This window comes from Streptomyces sp. NPDC020875, from assembly GCF_040641415.1.
Taxonomy (GTDB): Bacteria; Actinomycetota; Actinomycetes; order Streptomycetales; family Streptomycetaceae; genus Streptomyces.
Genome location: NZ_JBFADP010000007.1, coordinates 25,040 through 38,568, shown reverse-complemented (window position 1 = coordinate 38,568; position 13,529 = coordinate 25,040). Strand labels below are relative to the sequence as shown.

The following is a 13,529-nucleotide window of genomic DNA, read 5'->3' as shown; positions in this document are numbered from 1 at the left end:
CCACTACCCGATCAAGGACGTCCCGTGAACGGAAATACTGGTATTTCCACCACACGGCCCCCCATTCGGCGGTAAGAAGGGGCTGTTGTTCCCGTCCTGGCGGCGGCTTGTTCCGTTCGTATCGGCGACACCGCGCGACCAGAGACCCCAGAAACGCCAGAGATATCGTCGTAGAGGAGTGTCCCGGTGAGCCAGCCGGAGATGCAGCCCGGGGGCCCGGCCCGGGACGAGCGGGGCGAAGTGCCGCGCGGTGATCTGACCGGCAGGCCGTTCCCGCTGGGCGACTGGGGCGAGCCCGCCGACCGCCTCGACGAGCTGTACCGCTGGGTGGAGACGGCCGCGCTGCGCACCGTGGACTGGTATCTCGCGGACCGGGTCTGGAAGCGCCGTACGGGACGACTGCTCCGGCTCGGTACGGCCCTGGGCACGATCGCCGGGGCCGCGCTGCCGCTGCTCGACCTCACCGGACTGCTGGGCGGCGCGGCGGGCTGGGGCTATCTCGCCCTGCTGCTGGGCGCGGCCTGCTATGCCTGCGACCGCTATTTCGGGGTGACCGCGGGCTGGATGCGCAATATGGCGACGGCCCAGGCCGTGCAACGGCGATTGCAGACGCTGCAATTCGATTGGGCGTCGGAGAGCGTCCGGGAGGTGCTGGGCCCGGCCGAGGGTACGGCGGGTGAGGCGGCGGAGCGCTGTCTCGCCGTACTGCGCCGGTTCTCGGAGGACGTACAGGAGCTGGTCAGGGCCGAGACGGCGGACTGGATGCGGTCCTTCCACGGCGGGCTGGACGCGCTGGTGCTCCAGGCGGGCGCCCTGCCGCTGCCCGGCGGCGCCCCGGCGCGCGGCCCGGAGCCGGGCGCCCTGGGCGGCCGGACGACGCTCCCCCCGGGCACCCGCCCCAATATGCCGCGCCAGCGCCCGCCGGAGCCGCCCCGCTGACAGGGCCGAGGGCGGGGACGGGGGCGGTACGCCACCGGGGCCTCACGCCCCGGTCCCGGCACCGGGCGCGGGGACGGCGTTAAGCCGCAGCTCAGGGCCGTGGTAGCCGTGCGCCGACCGGATCGGACCCGTCCGTACGGCTCAGCTGAAGACGATCATCGACCCCTGGGCGAGGCTCCGGGTGGCCGCCGCGTGGAGTCCCAGCCAGACATGGCGCTCACGGGCGAAGGGGCCGTCGTCGTACGCCACCGGGGCCGCGGGTTCCTCCGGGGCGGTGCCGCGTTCCGGCGCCCTCGGCGGGGCGGGCGGGTTCGCCGGGTGGATGCCGATCGCCGGGGCGACGTACTCCAGCTCCCGCAGCAGCCCCTGGGTGGAGCCCAGCGGTCCGCCGCCCTCCAGGAGTTCGTCGTTGGAGAGGGGGGCGGCGAAGTCGACGGGGACGTACGCGCCCGCGTGGTCGTAGTGCCAGACCAGGTGCGACCGCTGGGCCGTCGGCTCGAACATCTCCAGCAGCTGCTCGTAGTCGCCGCCGAGTTCGTCGACCGGGGTGACCGCGAGGCCGCAGAGCTGGAGGAGGTAGGCGCGGCGCAGGAAGTGCAGGGCGTCGTAGTCGAACGCGGCGACCGGGGCGACATCGCCGGATAGTCCCGGCATATAGGCGAAGACGGGGACGGTGGGGAGCCCGGCGGCCGTCAGCGCCTGGTCGTAGACGGCCAGCTCTTCGGCGAAGGGGTTGTCGGGGCTGTGACAGAGGACGTCGACGAGGGGGACCAGCCACAGGTCACAGGCCAAGGAAGGGCTCGCTCTCCACGGAGGAATCGCTCGGGCGGCGGAAACGGCGGGACGGCGGAGCTGGTGCGCGGTTCGCGCGGTCGCCGTCCGGCGGCCGCGCCGCACCAGCCTAAGCTCCGCCGGGCCCGCCGCGAAGAGGGTCGCCGGGACGGACCGTCGCCGGGAGCGAGAGGGTCGCTGGGATCACCGGGACGGGCCCGGCGCCCCCACGTCCCAGACGAGCACCCCGCCGATCCAGGTCCCGGGCCGCCCCAGCAACGCCTCCAGGGTCTGTTGCAGCGCGTCCTCGTTGTACTGCGGCGGCAGGATCACCACACCCGCCGACCACTCCGCGAGGTCCGCCCTGGCCTGCTCGCGCTGGAGCGGGCCGATGCCGGGGATCTCGCCGCTGTCGGCGACCCGGTCGAGGAGCTGGGAGGTGTGCCGGGGCACGGCGCCGTAGATCCCGAGGTCGTCGGGTCCCCAGGGGCCCACGAAGTAGCCCCCGGCGAGGGGGAAGTCGAAGCCGTGGGAGGACTGCCAGTAGAGGGCGTCCGCGTCGCCGGTGTTCGGCAGCGGCACGGTGACCAGGGATTCGCCGGGACCGAGGTAGCGGCGGTACGTGCCGTCGGCGATGAAGGCGGGCACCTCTTCCCGTTCCCGTACCTGGTAGGGGGTGGGGAGGATCGGGACGAGGGCGGCGGCGAGGGCGGCGGCGCCGAGCGCGGAGACGGCCGGATCGCGGAACCGGGACCTCCGGGCGTCCGTTCCCGCCCCGGGCGCGACCCCGGCCCCGGAAACGGACGGAGCCCCGGCAGCGGCCCCGGGTGCCGTCCCCGTGAGCGAAGCCGTCGCGGCCACCGTCGCCACCGCGAGGATCATGCCGAGTACGGGTGCGCAGATCATCGCGATCCGGGACTCGATCACGGCTTCCAGCAGCGGCGCCTCCCCCAGCGGCGTCCACGGCCCCGGCAGGGTGATCGAGGTGAACGGGACCGGGATGTCCGTCCCGAGGGAGAGCAGCGCGGCGGCCCCGGCGGTCAGTGCCAGCGCCGCGATCAGGGTGCGCTGCCAGAGCCGGACCACGATCGCCCCGGCGAGCAGCAGCAACGGCCAGCCGTAGAAGGCGTTCTGCTCGGTGCGGTTCATCGCCAGCGGATCGGCCCGCTCGTCCGTCCCGAACAGGGACCGGCCGGCGAATTCGAGGAAGGCGCGCGGACTGTTGTACGTCTCCGGGCTGTGCATGACCCCCGAATAGCTCTGGGGTCCGAAGAACTGCCAGGCCAGTGGTCCGGCGACGAGCGGCAGACAGACCGCGAGCCCGATCCCGGTACCGCGCAGCAGGGGCCGCCAGGAGCGGCGGGCGGCCTCGCGGTCGAGCAGCGCGTAGAAGAGGGCGAAGAGCAGCAGGCCCATCGCGGCGAGCAGCAGCGGCTCCTCGCCGATGAAGATCTGGTACGTGGCCAGCAGCCCGAGCACCACTCCGTCGCGGACCACGTCGCGGCCCGCGCAGAGCCGGAGCGTGCGGTCGACGATCAGCGGCAGGACGAAGAGGACGAGGAAGTTGGGGTGGGCGTTGCCGTGGGAGATCATCGGCGGCGCGAAGGCGGCGACGGCGGCGCCGAGGGCGGCGGGGGCCCGGCGGCCGGGGGTGACCCAGCGGATGATCAGCCAGTACCAGGCGACGGCGGTGGCGGCGAGGCCGAAGGTGAGGACGAGGGCCCAGGTGACGGTGGGGCCCAGGAGCAGGGTGACGGGGGTCAGGGGGACGGAGAGCCCCAGCATCACCGTATTCGCCATCAGATTGACGCCGTCGGGGGCGTTCTGGGCGTGGGTGAAGAGGGGGTTCCGGAGGTGGGTCACATTGTCGGCGGTGACCGCGAAGAACCATTCCCACTGGTTCTGGTCCTGCCCGGCATCGGTGAGATAGCCGCGGTCGAGGTCGAACCAGAGGTTCTGGTAGAGGAAGAGGGACGCCAGGCAGAACAGCGCCACGACGGCGAGGTCGGCCCGGGTTACGGCGGCGGTCCGCAGCCGGACCAGTTCGCCGAGTACGCGTCCGTAGTCGAGGGGCCGGACCTTGGAGCCGGTCCGGTGGGACCAGCGGACCGGGGCCTCCAGTACGGGCCAGCCGGAGCGGCGGAAGTGGCGCAGGATCTCCACGTCGATGGCCCAGCCGTCGAGCCGGGACGCGGCGAAGGCGGCCCTGGCCCGGTCGCCGTCGAAGAGCTTGAAGCCGCACTGGGTGTCGCGGAGACCGGGTACGGCGATGAGCCGTATCAGCAGATTGCCCGCCCGGCCCAGCCACTCCCGGCCGCGCCACTGGTGGACGTCGATCCGGGAGTCGGGCAGGGCGCGGGAGCCGATGACGGCGTCGGCGTCGCCCTCGTCGAGCAGCCGGTCGAGTTGGTCCAGCTCCTCGATGGGGGTGGCCAGGTCGGCATCGGTGACGAGGACCCGGCGGCCGTACGAGGCGAGGACGCCGAGCCGCAGGGCGTGGCCCTTGCCGCGGTTGACGGGGGCGGCGACGAGATGGATCCGGGGGTCGTCGGCGGCGGCCTCGCGGGCGATGCCGGCGGTGTCGTCGGTGGAGCCGTCGTCGACGACGATCAGTTCCCAGGAGCCCCAGCGGCCGGGGTCGGTGTCGAGGTGGTCGCGGATGGCGCGCAGGGTGGGCAGCAGCCGGCCGGACTCGTTGTAGGCGGGTACGACGATGCTGAGGTCCACGTCCCCGCCGGTGCCCCGGCGAACGGGGCCGCCGGTGGTGGCCGGATCGTCTCCCGCGGCGGCGTCTCCGGCGGGGGCCGGGGTCGGGACCGGCGCCGGGACCTCGGCCGTGTCCGGGGCCGTAGCCGTGCCGGGTGCGCCCGGGGCCGCAGCAGAGCCCGGGGCCGTAGCAGAGCCCGGGGCCGTAGCCGTGTCTGGCGCGCTCGGGGCCGTCGTCACCGGAGTGGCGGTCACCGGAGTGGCCGACGCGGCGGCGGCCCGTGGCGGCAGGGATGAGCCCGGTTCGGTGTCCGGGACGGGGGGATTGGTCATGACGTGAACCGTTCGTCGAGCCGGTCGGCCCAGGACAGGGACAGCTGGTGGTAGCTGTTCAGAACCCCGCGCGCGACCTCCAGCTCTCCGACGACCAGGGCGTTGACCAGGTCTTCGTAACCGCTGAAGAGCCAGCGCCGGACGTCCGGCTCGATGCGTAGGTGGGGCATGGCGAAGACCCAGATCTGTACCCGAAGCTGATGGAGGAAGTCCGAGATATAGCGATTGGAGACTATCGTCCCCAGCTCTCGCCAGAACCGCAGGTCGTAGCCGATCAGAATGTCGAGGTCGCCGCCGCGGGCGGCCCGGTCGGCCTCCTCGGCCCGGCGGCGGACCGGGGCGACGGAGACCGCGTTGACCGTCGTACGGCCCTCCCGGGTGGCGTGCTGGATGATTCCGTCGATCACCAGCGACCGGGTCTCCACCATGTCCCGGAAGTCGGCGACGGTGAACTGGTGGACCCGGAAGCCCCGGTGGTGGTCGGATTCCAGCAGCCCCTGCGCGGACAGGTCGACCAGCGCCTCCCGGACGGGCGTCGCCGACACCCCGTACTGGTCGGCGATCTGCTTGACCGTGAACTCCTGGCCGGGCTGGAGGCGTCCGGCGAGCACCTCGTCGCGCAACGCGTCCGCGATCTGCTGCCGCAGGGTGCTGCGGGTGACCGGGGTGCTGCCGGGACCGGGCATCAGTGGCTTCTCCTTCGCCGGGGGTTCCGGACACGATAGGCCAGCCCCGCGTGAGTACGAGGTGAGCGGATGAGGGGGAACGATGGCGGACGTCTTCGAGCCGGAGACCGGTGACGGACCGGTCGGCTCCGGTACGAATACCGAGGTGACACGTGCGGCGGAGGTACGGACGGCCTATGCGGGCCTGCTCCAGATCCGTCGCCTCAGTGGTGCCGTACCGGCGGCCTGGGAGCGGAATCAACCGGTCCGGGCGGTGGCCCTGACCCTGGAGGCGGCGGGCCTGCCCCCGTCGGCCGTCGGCCCGTCGGGCGAACGCGCCGCCACGGGCTACCGGGTATCCCCCGGGCCGCGCCCCGGTACGGCCCGGGTCGAATGGCTGGGCCCGCCGGGGAGCGGGGCCCGGAACGAGGCGGTCACCCGGCTCCGGGCCTGTGTCTCGGCCCTGGAGGCGGCGGGCGGCTGGGACGCGCTGCTGTACCGGGGGGAACGCGGGCTCCGGTTCGTCGAGGTAGAACCCCTGGAGTAAGCGGTACGGGGCCCGGGGCCGGGCCCGTGGACCCGGCCCCGGGGACGCGGCCGGAGGGGCTACCGCGTCGCGATCACGTACACGCTCCCCCACCTCCGTTTCGGATTGGCGATCGCCGGGTCGAAGGCCCAGGGCTCGACGGTGGCGAACCCGGCCTCGGTGAAGAGCTGGACGAGCTTCTCGTGGTCGTACGCCCACAGGTGCGGGGTGTAGTGGGGGTCGTCGTCCTGGTCCCGGAAGACCAGGTTCACCAGGTCGAGCCGGGTGTTGATGTGCGGCCGGCAGTCGCGCCGGGCGTACCACCGCTCGATCGTCTCGTCGACGGGGTCCAGCGGCCCGTAGTAGCGGCCGAGGGCGAAGGCCGCGTCCGGGACGCCGGTGACGATCCGGCCGCCGGGCCGCAGGACGCGGTGGGCCTCGGCCGCGTACCGCTTGGCGGACCGGGGATAGTCGATGTGCTCCAGGAAGTGTTCCGAGAAGAGCAGCTCCACGGAACCGTCCTGGAGCGGAAGGCCCTCACGGACGTCCCAGAGCAGATCGGCGGGCGGCCGGGCGTCGATGTGGAAGAAGCCGTCGACGCGATGGGCGCCGCCGCCGATCTGGACCCGGGCGGGCCGCTGCTCGATCCGGCCGCCGGGCCGGGACCCGCGTCCGGCGAGATGGTGGCGGTGGACTTCCAGCTCCCTGGCGGCGGTACGCAGGGCGCGGGCCAGGCCGTGGGTGGTGACCGGGTCGGACAGAACCTCGGCGATCCGCTCGCCGAGCCGGTCGGCCGCGGCGGCGGGATCCCTCTCGGTTTCGGTCCCGGTACGGGTATGGGCAGTGGTTTCGGGCGGCTGGTCGGATGCGCACATGACGGATCTCCTCTCCTGTCGAAGGGGGGTCGGGGTTGTCGGGCCGTACGAACGGGGCCGTACGCGATCGGATCCCGGACCGCCGACCACGGATCGCGGGTCACGGGTCACGGATCGGCGATCGCGGGTCAGGCGGCGGCGCTGGGCGTGGGCGCGGCCCACTGGTTGTTGCGCATCAGCGTGTACTTGATGTCCACGAGCCGGGGCGCGATCGTCAGCGGCAGTTCCTCGACGGGGTGCACATGGCCGGTGTCGTCGCGTTCGGCGCGCCAGACGCGGTAGCCGAGGTGGGGGTAGGCCGGGTTGATGCCGACCTCGCCCTTGGGCATGGTGCCGTTGAAGGGCGCGACGATGCCCATGTGGTTCCAGTAGTTCCACGCCTGGAGCGCCTTGTACTGGTCGAAGTAGAAGTAGAAGTCGGGATAGCGGCCGAAGGTGCGCAGTTCGCGGTGGATCAGATGCCCCAGCAGCGGCCCGAACCGGGGCGCGAGGGCGTCGAACTCCCAGCGGGTGTGGTGCCAGGCGCTGGGTACGCCGCCGGGGGCGATCAGCCGGGCCGCGACGAGATGGCTGATCCGTTCCACGAGGTAGTCGGCGGCGTGCGCCGGGTCGATGCCGGGGTCGATCCGGCGGAGGAGTCCGGGCAGCCGTTCGGGCCTCGGATGGAACGCGGCGAGATCGAACTTGCCCGCCATATCGGGGTAGGAGGCGAACAGGACCTCTTTGTAGAGCCAGTTGTTCAGTTCGCCGACGTCGGCGAGGCGCCGGGTCCGCGGTGAGGTCGAGTGGAGCATCAGATACTCCGAGATCGCCTCGAAGTAGAGATAGCCGAGGATGGGCAGCCGGGGTACGGCGTCCGCGAGGAGCCGCAGATACGGCCCGGCGGCGATCCGGGTCCCCCGGTGGCGCGACCCCCGGTGGGTGACGGCGGCGGAGGTGGCCAGGAAGACGGCCGAGTCGCGGACCCGGGCGACGACGGCGTCCCGCAGCCGGTGCCGTTCGTCGGTACCGAGCAGATACTCCAGATGCCGGTAGATCCCGAGATGGATCAGGCCGAGCCGGAGGTAGTCGACGCCCGCCAGGCCCCGGTAGGCGTGCGGAGGTACGTCGATCTCGAAGACCAGCGGCGTCGGTACGCGGTCGGTGACCCCGAGCCGGGCGAGGAAGGCGGGCGCCTCCTTGGTAAGGATGTACTCGGCCAGGTTGTGCATCCGGAGGCCGCGGTCGGTGGCGGTCAGCGGCGCGCAGTAGACGCTGCCGACGAGACAGCCGCCGGAGGGGTAGAGCACCCCTTGGCGGCTGATCCGCTCCAGGGCGTGGGTGACATGGAGCAGATGGATCCGGCCGCCGCCGCTGAGCGCGTCGAAGAGGGCGTTGTGCCGGAGCAGATGCCCGTTGGGCGACTCGGCGAGCCGCCGCTCCCAGGCGGCGGTCTGCCGGGACAGATGGTCGTCGGCGGCGGGCCCGGTGAACGGGACCCCGGCGGCGTCGAAGAACACATGGGCGTCGGCCCAGGGCCGGTACGCGTCGAAGAGTTCCATGGTCAGGCGATGTCCTTCTCCGCCAGCGCGTACAGGACGGCGGCCGTGCCGTCGGCTCCGGCGAGCTGGGCCCGCTCGGAGACGACGACGAGTTCGAAGGCGAGCGGCCGGAAGGCGTCGAAGGCGGGCACCCGGACCTGCCGCCCGTCGGGCCACCAGCGGGTCTTCGGCAGCCGGTAGCGGTCGAGCGCGTCGGCGGCCTTGACGATGTCGCAGACGGCGGCGGTGACGCGGTCGCGGTGATAGGCGTGGATCGCGTCGGCGATCGGGGTGGGCGCGGTGAGTCCGGCGGGCCCGGTGGACCCGGCGGTTCCGCTGGGCCCGGTGGACCCGGTGGACCTGGCGGGCCTGGCGGGCCCGGCGGTTCCGGCGGTTCCGGCGGTTCCGGCGGTTCCGGCGGGGCGCGGGGCGCCCGGAGTGCCGGTCGCCGCCCGCGCGACGGCGGTACCGCCCGTACGTCCCGTATGTCCCGTACGGCTCATCGGGCCGACCGTCGCCCCGTCCGGCCCCCGCTGGCCCGGACCGACGACCGATCCACCCGATTCCGCCGCCGGACGGCGACCGGCCCCGGCGGGCTCGGGCCCGCCGGGGCCGTCACGGCCGCCGGGGTCCCATAAGCCGCCCGGGTGGTCGGGTCCGGCCCACCCGGCGGAGCTGTCCGGGACACCGGACGCGGCGGGGCTGCCGGACGCGCCCGGCCCGGCCGTCGTACCCGAAGCCTCGCCGTACGACCCGTACGACCCGCACGACCCGCACGACCCGCACGACCCGTACGACCCGCACGACCTGCACGCCCCCTGCGCCCCGCACACCGTCCCCGGGCCGAAGGCGCGCGGCCCCCCGGCTCCGTCCGCCGGGCACCGGCCGGTGAGCGCGTCCGGGGCACCCCCGGGCGCCGGGGCGAACTCGCCGTACGGCACGTCGTGCAGACGTACCGCCGTCGCCGCCCGGAACAGGTCGGCGGGCCGGGGCGGGCCCAGGCCGAACCGGTCCCAGACGGTGTCCGCCTGGGCCGTCAGCCAGTCGGCGGCGCGGGCCCCGTGGCCGGGGTCGTCGCGGTCGTGGTGGCGGCGACAGTCGTGGACGGCCGCCGCGACCACGGCCACGGCCGTGTCTTCGGCGCCGAGCCCGCTCGCCTCGGCCAGTACGGCGGCCAGGGCCGCCGTCCGCAGACCGTGCCGTACGCCGTGGATCGAGTCGGCCAGCCGGGGCTCGGCCAGCCAGTCGTGCGGCAGCCCGGCCCGGCGTACCAGCGCCCGGGTGACGGGCCGCAGCACGGCCCGGGGCGAGTGGGACCGGGCCGCGGGCCGGTGCGCGGCGATCCATTCCGCCGTCGCCCGGTCCATGTACTGGTGGCCCGGTAGCCGCCGGAGCGCGGCCAGCTCCACCAGGCTGCCGGGGGTGGAAGACGTCCTCATCAGTGCCGTGCCCTCCCGTTGGCGTCGCCGTACGGCTATCGGATGCCCGTTGCCCACCGCTCGCTCTCCTCGCGACCGTCGCTCACCTCTCGCTGCTCCCGTCCCTCCCGCTCCTCGCGCTCCTCCTGCTGCTCCCGCTCCTCGCGCTCCTTCCGTTGCCGTTCCCCGGCCTCGAAGGCGGCGGTGAAGGCGGTCAGTTCGTCCTCGGTCATCAGGGTCACGCCGAGCGCGCCGGCCACGTCCGTGATCCGTACGACGGCCTCGGCGCGGGCGGCGTCCGACGCGCCGTCGGGGAGCAGTACCTCGAACTCGGCGTGATGCCCCCACGCCCCGCTCCACTTGACCGCGATCTCCACGCCGTCGTAGCGGAAGTTGTGGCGCCGGGTGTACGCCTCGTGCCGGTGCTCCGCGTAGCCGAGGGCGTCGAAGAGGCGTACGGCGGTGGGAATGTCGTCGGGCGCGAGCCCGAACTCGGTCTCGGGGAAGGCCGCGCCCCGCCCGATCCGGCTCCCCTTGAGGCTGATCTTGGCGGTTCCGGCGGAGATGTTCTCGGTGACCTTGAGCAGCTGGTCGGGGAGTACGTAGAAGTGGATCAGCTTGTCGTCGGGGCCCAGGTCGTCGCCGTCGCGCCGCAGCAGTGCGACGAGCCGGTCATGGACGTCCTGGGTGAAACGGGCACGCATCTCGATCTCGACGGGCACGGTCTCTCGCCTCCTCGTTCGGGCACGACGGCACCGCCGGACCTGCTTCGTGGGGTGTCGGAACCGGTCCGGTCGGTGGATTACCTGGGTGGGTCGGGGTGCGCGGGACGTTGGTACGCGGTACGCGGTACGCGGGCTCCGGCTCGGCGGAACCGGATCAGCCGGGCCCGGGTCGTCAGGGCCCGGATCGCCGGGGTCCGGATCGCCGGGGTCCGGATCGCCGGGGCACGCGTCGTCAGGGCCGGGGTCAGCCGGGCCCGGGTCGGCCCGGGTCGCCGAAGCGCCCCCGGACGACCCCCTCGTGCAGATAGGTCGGCAGCGGTACGCCCCCGACGTCCGTCCGGCGGGTGGCGACCTGCGCCTCCGTCCGGTCCGGGAAGCCGTCCAGCAGCCGCAGGCAGGCCCGTACCCAGACCCGGGACTCGGGCCAGTCGCCCAGCTCCCGGTGGCGTACGGCCAGGGCGTACGACGTCTCGGCGGCGGCCCACCGGTCGGACGACAGCTCGTCCCGGTAGACGGACTCCAGCTCCTCGGTGGGTGCCGGACGCGTCTGGTCCTTCATGATCCCTCTCGGCGGTCTCGGTGGTGCGTCCGATGCGGTTCGACGCTCCGGCGCCCCCCGAGGCGGCGCCGGAGTCGACCGTCCGGCGGCCCGAGGGTGCCGGACTCAGTAGGTGTAGATCTCCGCGAGCGTCTTGTAGTCGTGCAGCTCGTCCTTCTCGAACCAGAGCGCGACCTCCTGCTCCGCCTCCGCCTTGTTCCCGGAGGCGTGTACGAGGTTGGCCACGGCCTTGCCCGAGGCGACGCTGGCGGCGGAGCTGTAGTGCGAGAAGTCGCCCCGGACGGTGCCCGAGGGGGCCTCGTTCGGATAGGTGCTGCCGACGATCTTCCGTACGGTGGCGATGGCGTCGAACCCCTCCAGCACCAGGGCGATCACCGGCCCCTGCTGCATGAAGGTCGCCGTGAACCGGTAGACCTCGGCCCCGAGCCGCTCCTCCAGATCGAAGTAGTGGCGCCGGGTGAACTCCTCGTCCATCCACGTCATCTTGGTACCGACGATCTTCAGTGCGGCGTCCTCGAATCGGGAGATGATCCGTCCCGCCAGACCGCGCGCCAGGGCGTCGGGCTTGAGCAGAACGAGTGTGCGCTCGACGGAATGTGCCTGGTCCTCAACCATGGGTGTCCCTTCGATCCTGTGCACGGACAGAGTGACGACCCGACGGCCGCCGGTGCCGAGGCTACCGGCGGAAACTCACCCGAACGGGTAGTCGGCCGATTCCCGGTCCGCGGGAAATCCCATGATCGAACCTTTGCACTGTGAATGCGTATGTGAATGTGAAAGGCGCTATCCGGCCAGAGTGCGGCAATCGAGGTATCGATCACAGCAACCCCTTTAAAATCATATCCGTTACCGGCGGCACCATCGCGCGACGATGTTCGCATTCGGGAAGACATCCGGAGCCGGCACTTCCGTGGCCCGTCCATCGGACCGTTCACGGGACCGCCCCCTCCGGTGTGCACCATTCTTTCCGGAGCCCCTCGGACCCGCCATGCGGCGACAGTGCAGCCGGAGTGCACCTTCAGTGCGGACGTTGCACCACGACGGGGGACGCCGAGGGCACGGAAGGGGGCGTGGGCGGGTGGATGTCGTCGACGTCTGGAGCGGACGGTACGCCTGTCTGCTCCAGGCCGCGCTACGCCTCACGAACGAGCAGTTCGCCGCGCAACTGGGCATCGGGGTGCGGACCGTGGCGAGCTGGCACGCGGACCCCGGGGTCGTACCGCGACGGGAGATGCAGCAACTCCTCGACACCGTCCACGAGCGGGCCACCCCGGCGGTCCGCCAGCGGTTCGCCCTGCTGGCCGGGCGGGAACTCGGCGGCGACCGGGTCCAGGGGCCGCTCGGGGCGCGGGCTCTGCGGGTGGCGATCGCGGTCGTGATCCACGACCGCGCGGTGCTGCTGGTATGCCGACGGGACAGCCAGGAGAGCGGTATCACCTGGCAATTCCCGGCGGGCGTCGTCAAACCCGGCGCGCGGCCGGAGGCGGCGACGGTCCGCGAGACACTGGAGGAGACCGGGGTGCACTGCCGGGTCCGGCGGCGGCTCGGGGAACGGCTCCACCCGGTCACCAGCGTGTTGTGCGAATACTTCCTCTGCGAATACCTGACGGGCGACGCGACGAACTCGGACACCGTTGAAAATATCGACGTCATGTGGGTAGCGATAAATTCGGTGACGCGCTTTATTCCCGTCGATACGATCTTTCCACCCGTACTGGCCGTCCTGGAGGAGCAGAAGTGACACGGCAGGAAGCCGATAACCGGCCGGGGATCGCGGCGGCGGTCGTGGTCCACGAGGGAAGACTGCTGATGGTCCGCCGCCGGAAGAGCGAAGGGGAGCTGTCCTGGCAGTTCCCGGCCGGGGAGATCGAGCCGGGCGAGTCGCCCGGCGCGGCGACCGTCCGCGAGGCGAAGGAGGAGACGGGCCTTGACGTCACGGCCGTCCGCCCCCTGGGCGAACGCGTCCATCCGGCGACCGGCCGCCGGATGACCTACACGGCGTGCGAGGTCACCGGCGGCACCCTCCGCGTCGGCGACCCGGAGGACCTGGCGGAACTGGCGTGGGTCGGGCGGTCGGAGCTGGCCTCGTACGTCCCGTACGGCTTCTTCGAGCCGGTCCAGCGCTATCTGGACGAGACCCTGCCGGACTGACGACCGGGCCGTGGGGGCTCAGGCGGCCGGGGTGGCTCCGTGCTCGGTGGCGATGGCGGTGAGGCGGGCGGCCATGGCGGTGTCGAGGGCCGTGATGGCGTCCCCGGCGTCATGGGTGTTGAGGCCGAAGGTGACGGTCCCGTAGAGGATGGTCACCACGGCGTGATGGTTCGCCTCGTCCTCGGCGGCGGCGACGGTCGCGTACAGCCCGGGTACGGCACCCCGGTCGACCTTGAAGGCGGCGGTCAGCTTGCCGTCCTCGACCCGCCACCCGGGCAGCTCGCCCAGGGCCCGGTCGAGTTCGGCGTCGGTCAGCGGGGTGGCGGCCATGGGTTACTCCT

General features: G+C 72.6%; 13 protein-coding genes and 1 pseudogene. 4 read left to right on the top strand and 10 right to left on the bottom strand.

The window, feature by feature from the left end; genetic code table 11:
• Positions 1 to 186 precede the first annotated feature (186 nt).
• Positions 187 to 939 carry an SLATT domain-containing protein gene (locus tag AB0G74_RS05885; protein WP_361141163.1) on the top strand — a complete coding sequence of 251 codons (753 nt, stop codon included), beginning with the start codon at positions 187 to 189 and terminating at the stop codon, positions 937 to 939.
• Between the two features lie 141 nt (positions 940 to 1,080).
• Here AB0G74_RS05885 and AB0G74_RS05880 read toward each other — a convergent pair whose 3' ends face one another.
• The 3 genes from AB0G74_RS05880 to AB0G74_RS05870 form a co-directional block, all read right to left on the bottom strand.
• Entirely contained in the window at positions 1,081 to 1,731 is a 651-nt protein-coding gene (locus AB0G74_RS05880; protein WP_361141161.1) for a hypothetical protein, read from the bottom strand.
• 183 nt (positions 1,732 to 1,914) lie between these two features.
• A complete protein-coding gene (locus AB0G74_RS05875) occupies positions 1,915 to 4,437 on the bottom strand; it encodes a dolichyl-phosphate beta-glucosyltransferase (protein ID WP_361141159.1) in 2,523 nt (840 codons plus the stop codon).
• 308 nt (positions 4,438 to 4,745) lie between these two features.
• Positions 4,746 to 5,435: a GntR family transcriptional regulator gene (locus tag AB0G74_RS05870; RefSeq protein WP_361141157.1), complete on the bottom strand. Its 690-nt coding sequence runs from the start codon at positions 5,433 to 5,435 to the stop codon at positions 4,746 to 4,748.
• An 82-nt stretch (positions 5,436 to 5,517) separates the two neighbouring features.
• On the opposite strand from AB0G74_RS05870, the gene AB0G74_RS05865 reads away from it, so the two are divergent.
• The gene (locus AB0G74_RS05865; protein ID WP_361141155.1) at positions 5,518 to 5,961 is read left to right on the top strand and encodes a hypothetical protein; all 444 of its coding nucleotides are present in this window, start codon (positions 5,518 to 5,520) and stop codon (positions 5,959 to 5,961) included.
• A gap of 59 nt (positions 5,962 to 6,020) precedes the next feature.
• On the opposite strand, the gene AB0G74_RS05860 is transcribed toward AB0G74_RS05865, so the two are convergent.
• The 6 genes and pseudogenes from AB0G74_RS05860 to AB0G74_RS05835 all read right to left on the bottom strand — a co-directional run bounded on the left by AB0G74_RS05860 (position 6,021) and on the right by AB0G74_RS05835 (position 11,652).
• A complete protein-coding gene (locus AB0G74_RS05860; RefSeq protein ID WP_361141153.1) occupies positions 6,021 to 6,815 on the bottom strand; it encodes a methyltransferase domain-containing protein in 795 nt (264 codons plus the stop codon).
• 128 nt (positions 6,816 to 6,943) lie between these two features.
• The gene (locus tag AB0G74_RS05855; protein WP_361141152.1) at positions 6,944 to 8,356 is read right to left on the bottom strand and encodes a hypothetical protein; all 1,413 of its coding nucleotides are present in this window, start codon (positions 8,354 to 8,356) and stop codon (positions 6,944 to 6,946) included.
• 2 nt (positions 8,357 to 8,358) lie between these two features.
• Positions 8,359 to 8,574, bottom strand: a pseudogene (locus AB0G74_RS05850) (hypothetical protein); the annotation flags it as partial.
• Between the two features lie 1,235 nt (positions 8,575 to 9,809).
• Complete coding sequence (locus AB0G74_RS05845; protein WP_361141150.1) at positions 9,810 to 10,475, bottom strand: hypothetical protein; 666 nt, start codon at positions 10,473 to 10,475, stop codon at positions 9,810 to 9,812.
• A gap of 247 nt (positions 10,476 to 10,722) precedes the next feature.
• Complete coding sequence (locus AB0G74_RS05840) at positions 10,723 to 11,037, bottom strand: hypothetical protein (protein WP_361141148.1); 315 nt, start codon at positions 11,035 to 11,037, stop codon at positions 10,723 to 10,725.
• A gap of 105 nt (positions 11,038 to 11,142) precedes the next feature.
• Entirely contained in the window at positions 11,143 to 11,652 is a 510-nt protein-coding gene (locus tag AB0G74_RS05835; protein WP_361141146.1) for a nucleoside-diphosphate kinase, read from the bottom strand.
• A gap of 463 nt (positions 11,653 to 12,115) precedes the next feature.
• On the opposite strand from AB0G74_RS05835, the gene AB0G74_RS05830 reads away from it, so the two are divergent.
• Positions 12,116 to 12,778 (top strand): NUDIX domain-containing protein, encoded by a 663-nt coding sequence (locus tag AB0G74_RS05830; protein WP_361141144.1) that lies wholly within the window; start codon positions 12,116 to 12,118, stop codon positions 12,776 to 12,778.
• Positions 12,775 to 13,188 (top strand): NUDIX hydrolase, encoded by a 414-nt coding sequence (locus AB0G74_RS05825; RefSeq protein ID WP_361141142.1) that lies wholly within the window; start codon positions 12,775 to 12,777, stop codon positions 13,186 to 13,188. Before AB0G74_RS05830 ends, AB0G74_RS05825 begins: the two co-directional genes overlap by 4 nt.
• 18 nt (positions 13,189 to 13,206) lie before the next feature.
• On the opposite strand, the gene AB0G74_RS05820 is transcribed toward AB0G74_RS05825, so the two are convergent.
• Complete coding sequence (locus AB0G74_RS05820) at positions 13,207 to 13,518, bottom strand: 4a-hydroxytetrahydrobiopterin dehydratase (protein ID WP_361141140.1); 312 nt, start codon at positions 13,516 to 13,518, stop codon at positions 13,207 to 13,209.
• Between the last annotated feature and the right edge of the window lie 11 nt (positions 13,519 to 13,529).

Coding starts and splice junctions, on each gene's coding strand:
- AB0G74_RS05870 (WP_361141157.1), bottom strand. CDS start 5,435: ATGCCCGGTCCCGGCAGCACCCCGGTCACCCGCAGCACCCTGCGGCAG.
- AB0G74_RS05865 (WP_361141155.1), top strand. CDS start 5,518: ATGGCGGACGTCTTCGAGCCGGAGACCGGTGACGGACCGGTCGGCTCC.
- AB0G74_RS05860 (WP_361141153.1), bottom strand. CDS start 6,815: ATGTGCGCATCCGACCAGCCGCCCGAAACCACTGCCCATACCCGTACC.
- AB0G74_RS05855 (WP_361141152.1), bottom strand. CDS start 8,356: ATGGAACTCTTCGACGCGTACCGGCCCTGGGCCGACGCCCATGTGTTC.
- AB0G74_RS05840 (WP_361141148.1), bottom strand. CDS start 11,037: ATGAAGGACCAGACGCGTCCGGCACCCACCGAGGAGCTGGAGTCCGTC.
- AB0G74_RS05835 (WP_361141146.1), bottom strand. CDS start 11,652: ATGGTTGAGGACCAGGCACATTCCGTCGAGCGCACACTCGTTCTGCTC.
- AB0G74_RS05820 (WP_361141140.1), bottom strand. CDS start 13,518: ATGGCCGCCACCCCGCTGACCGACGCCGAACTCGACCGGGCCCTGGGC.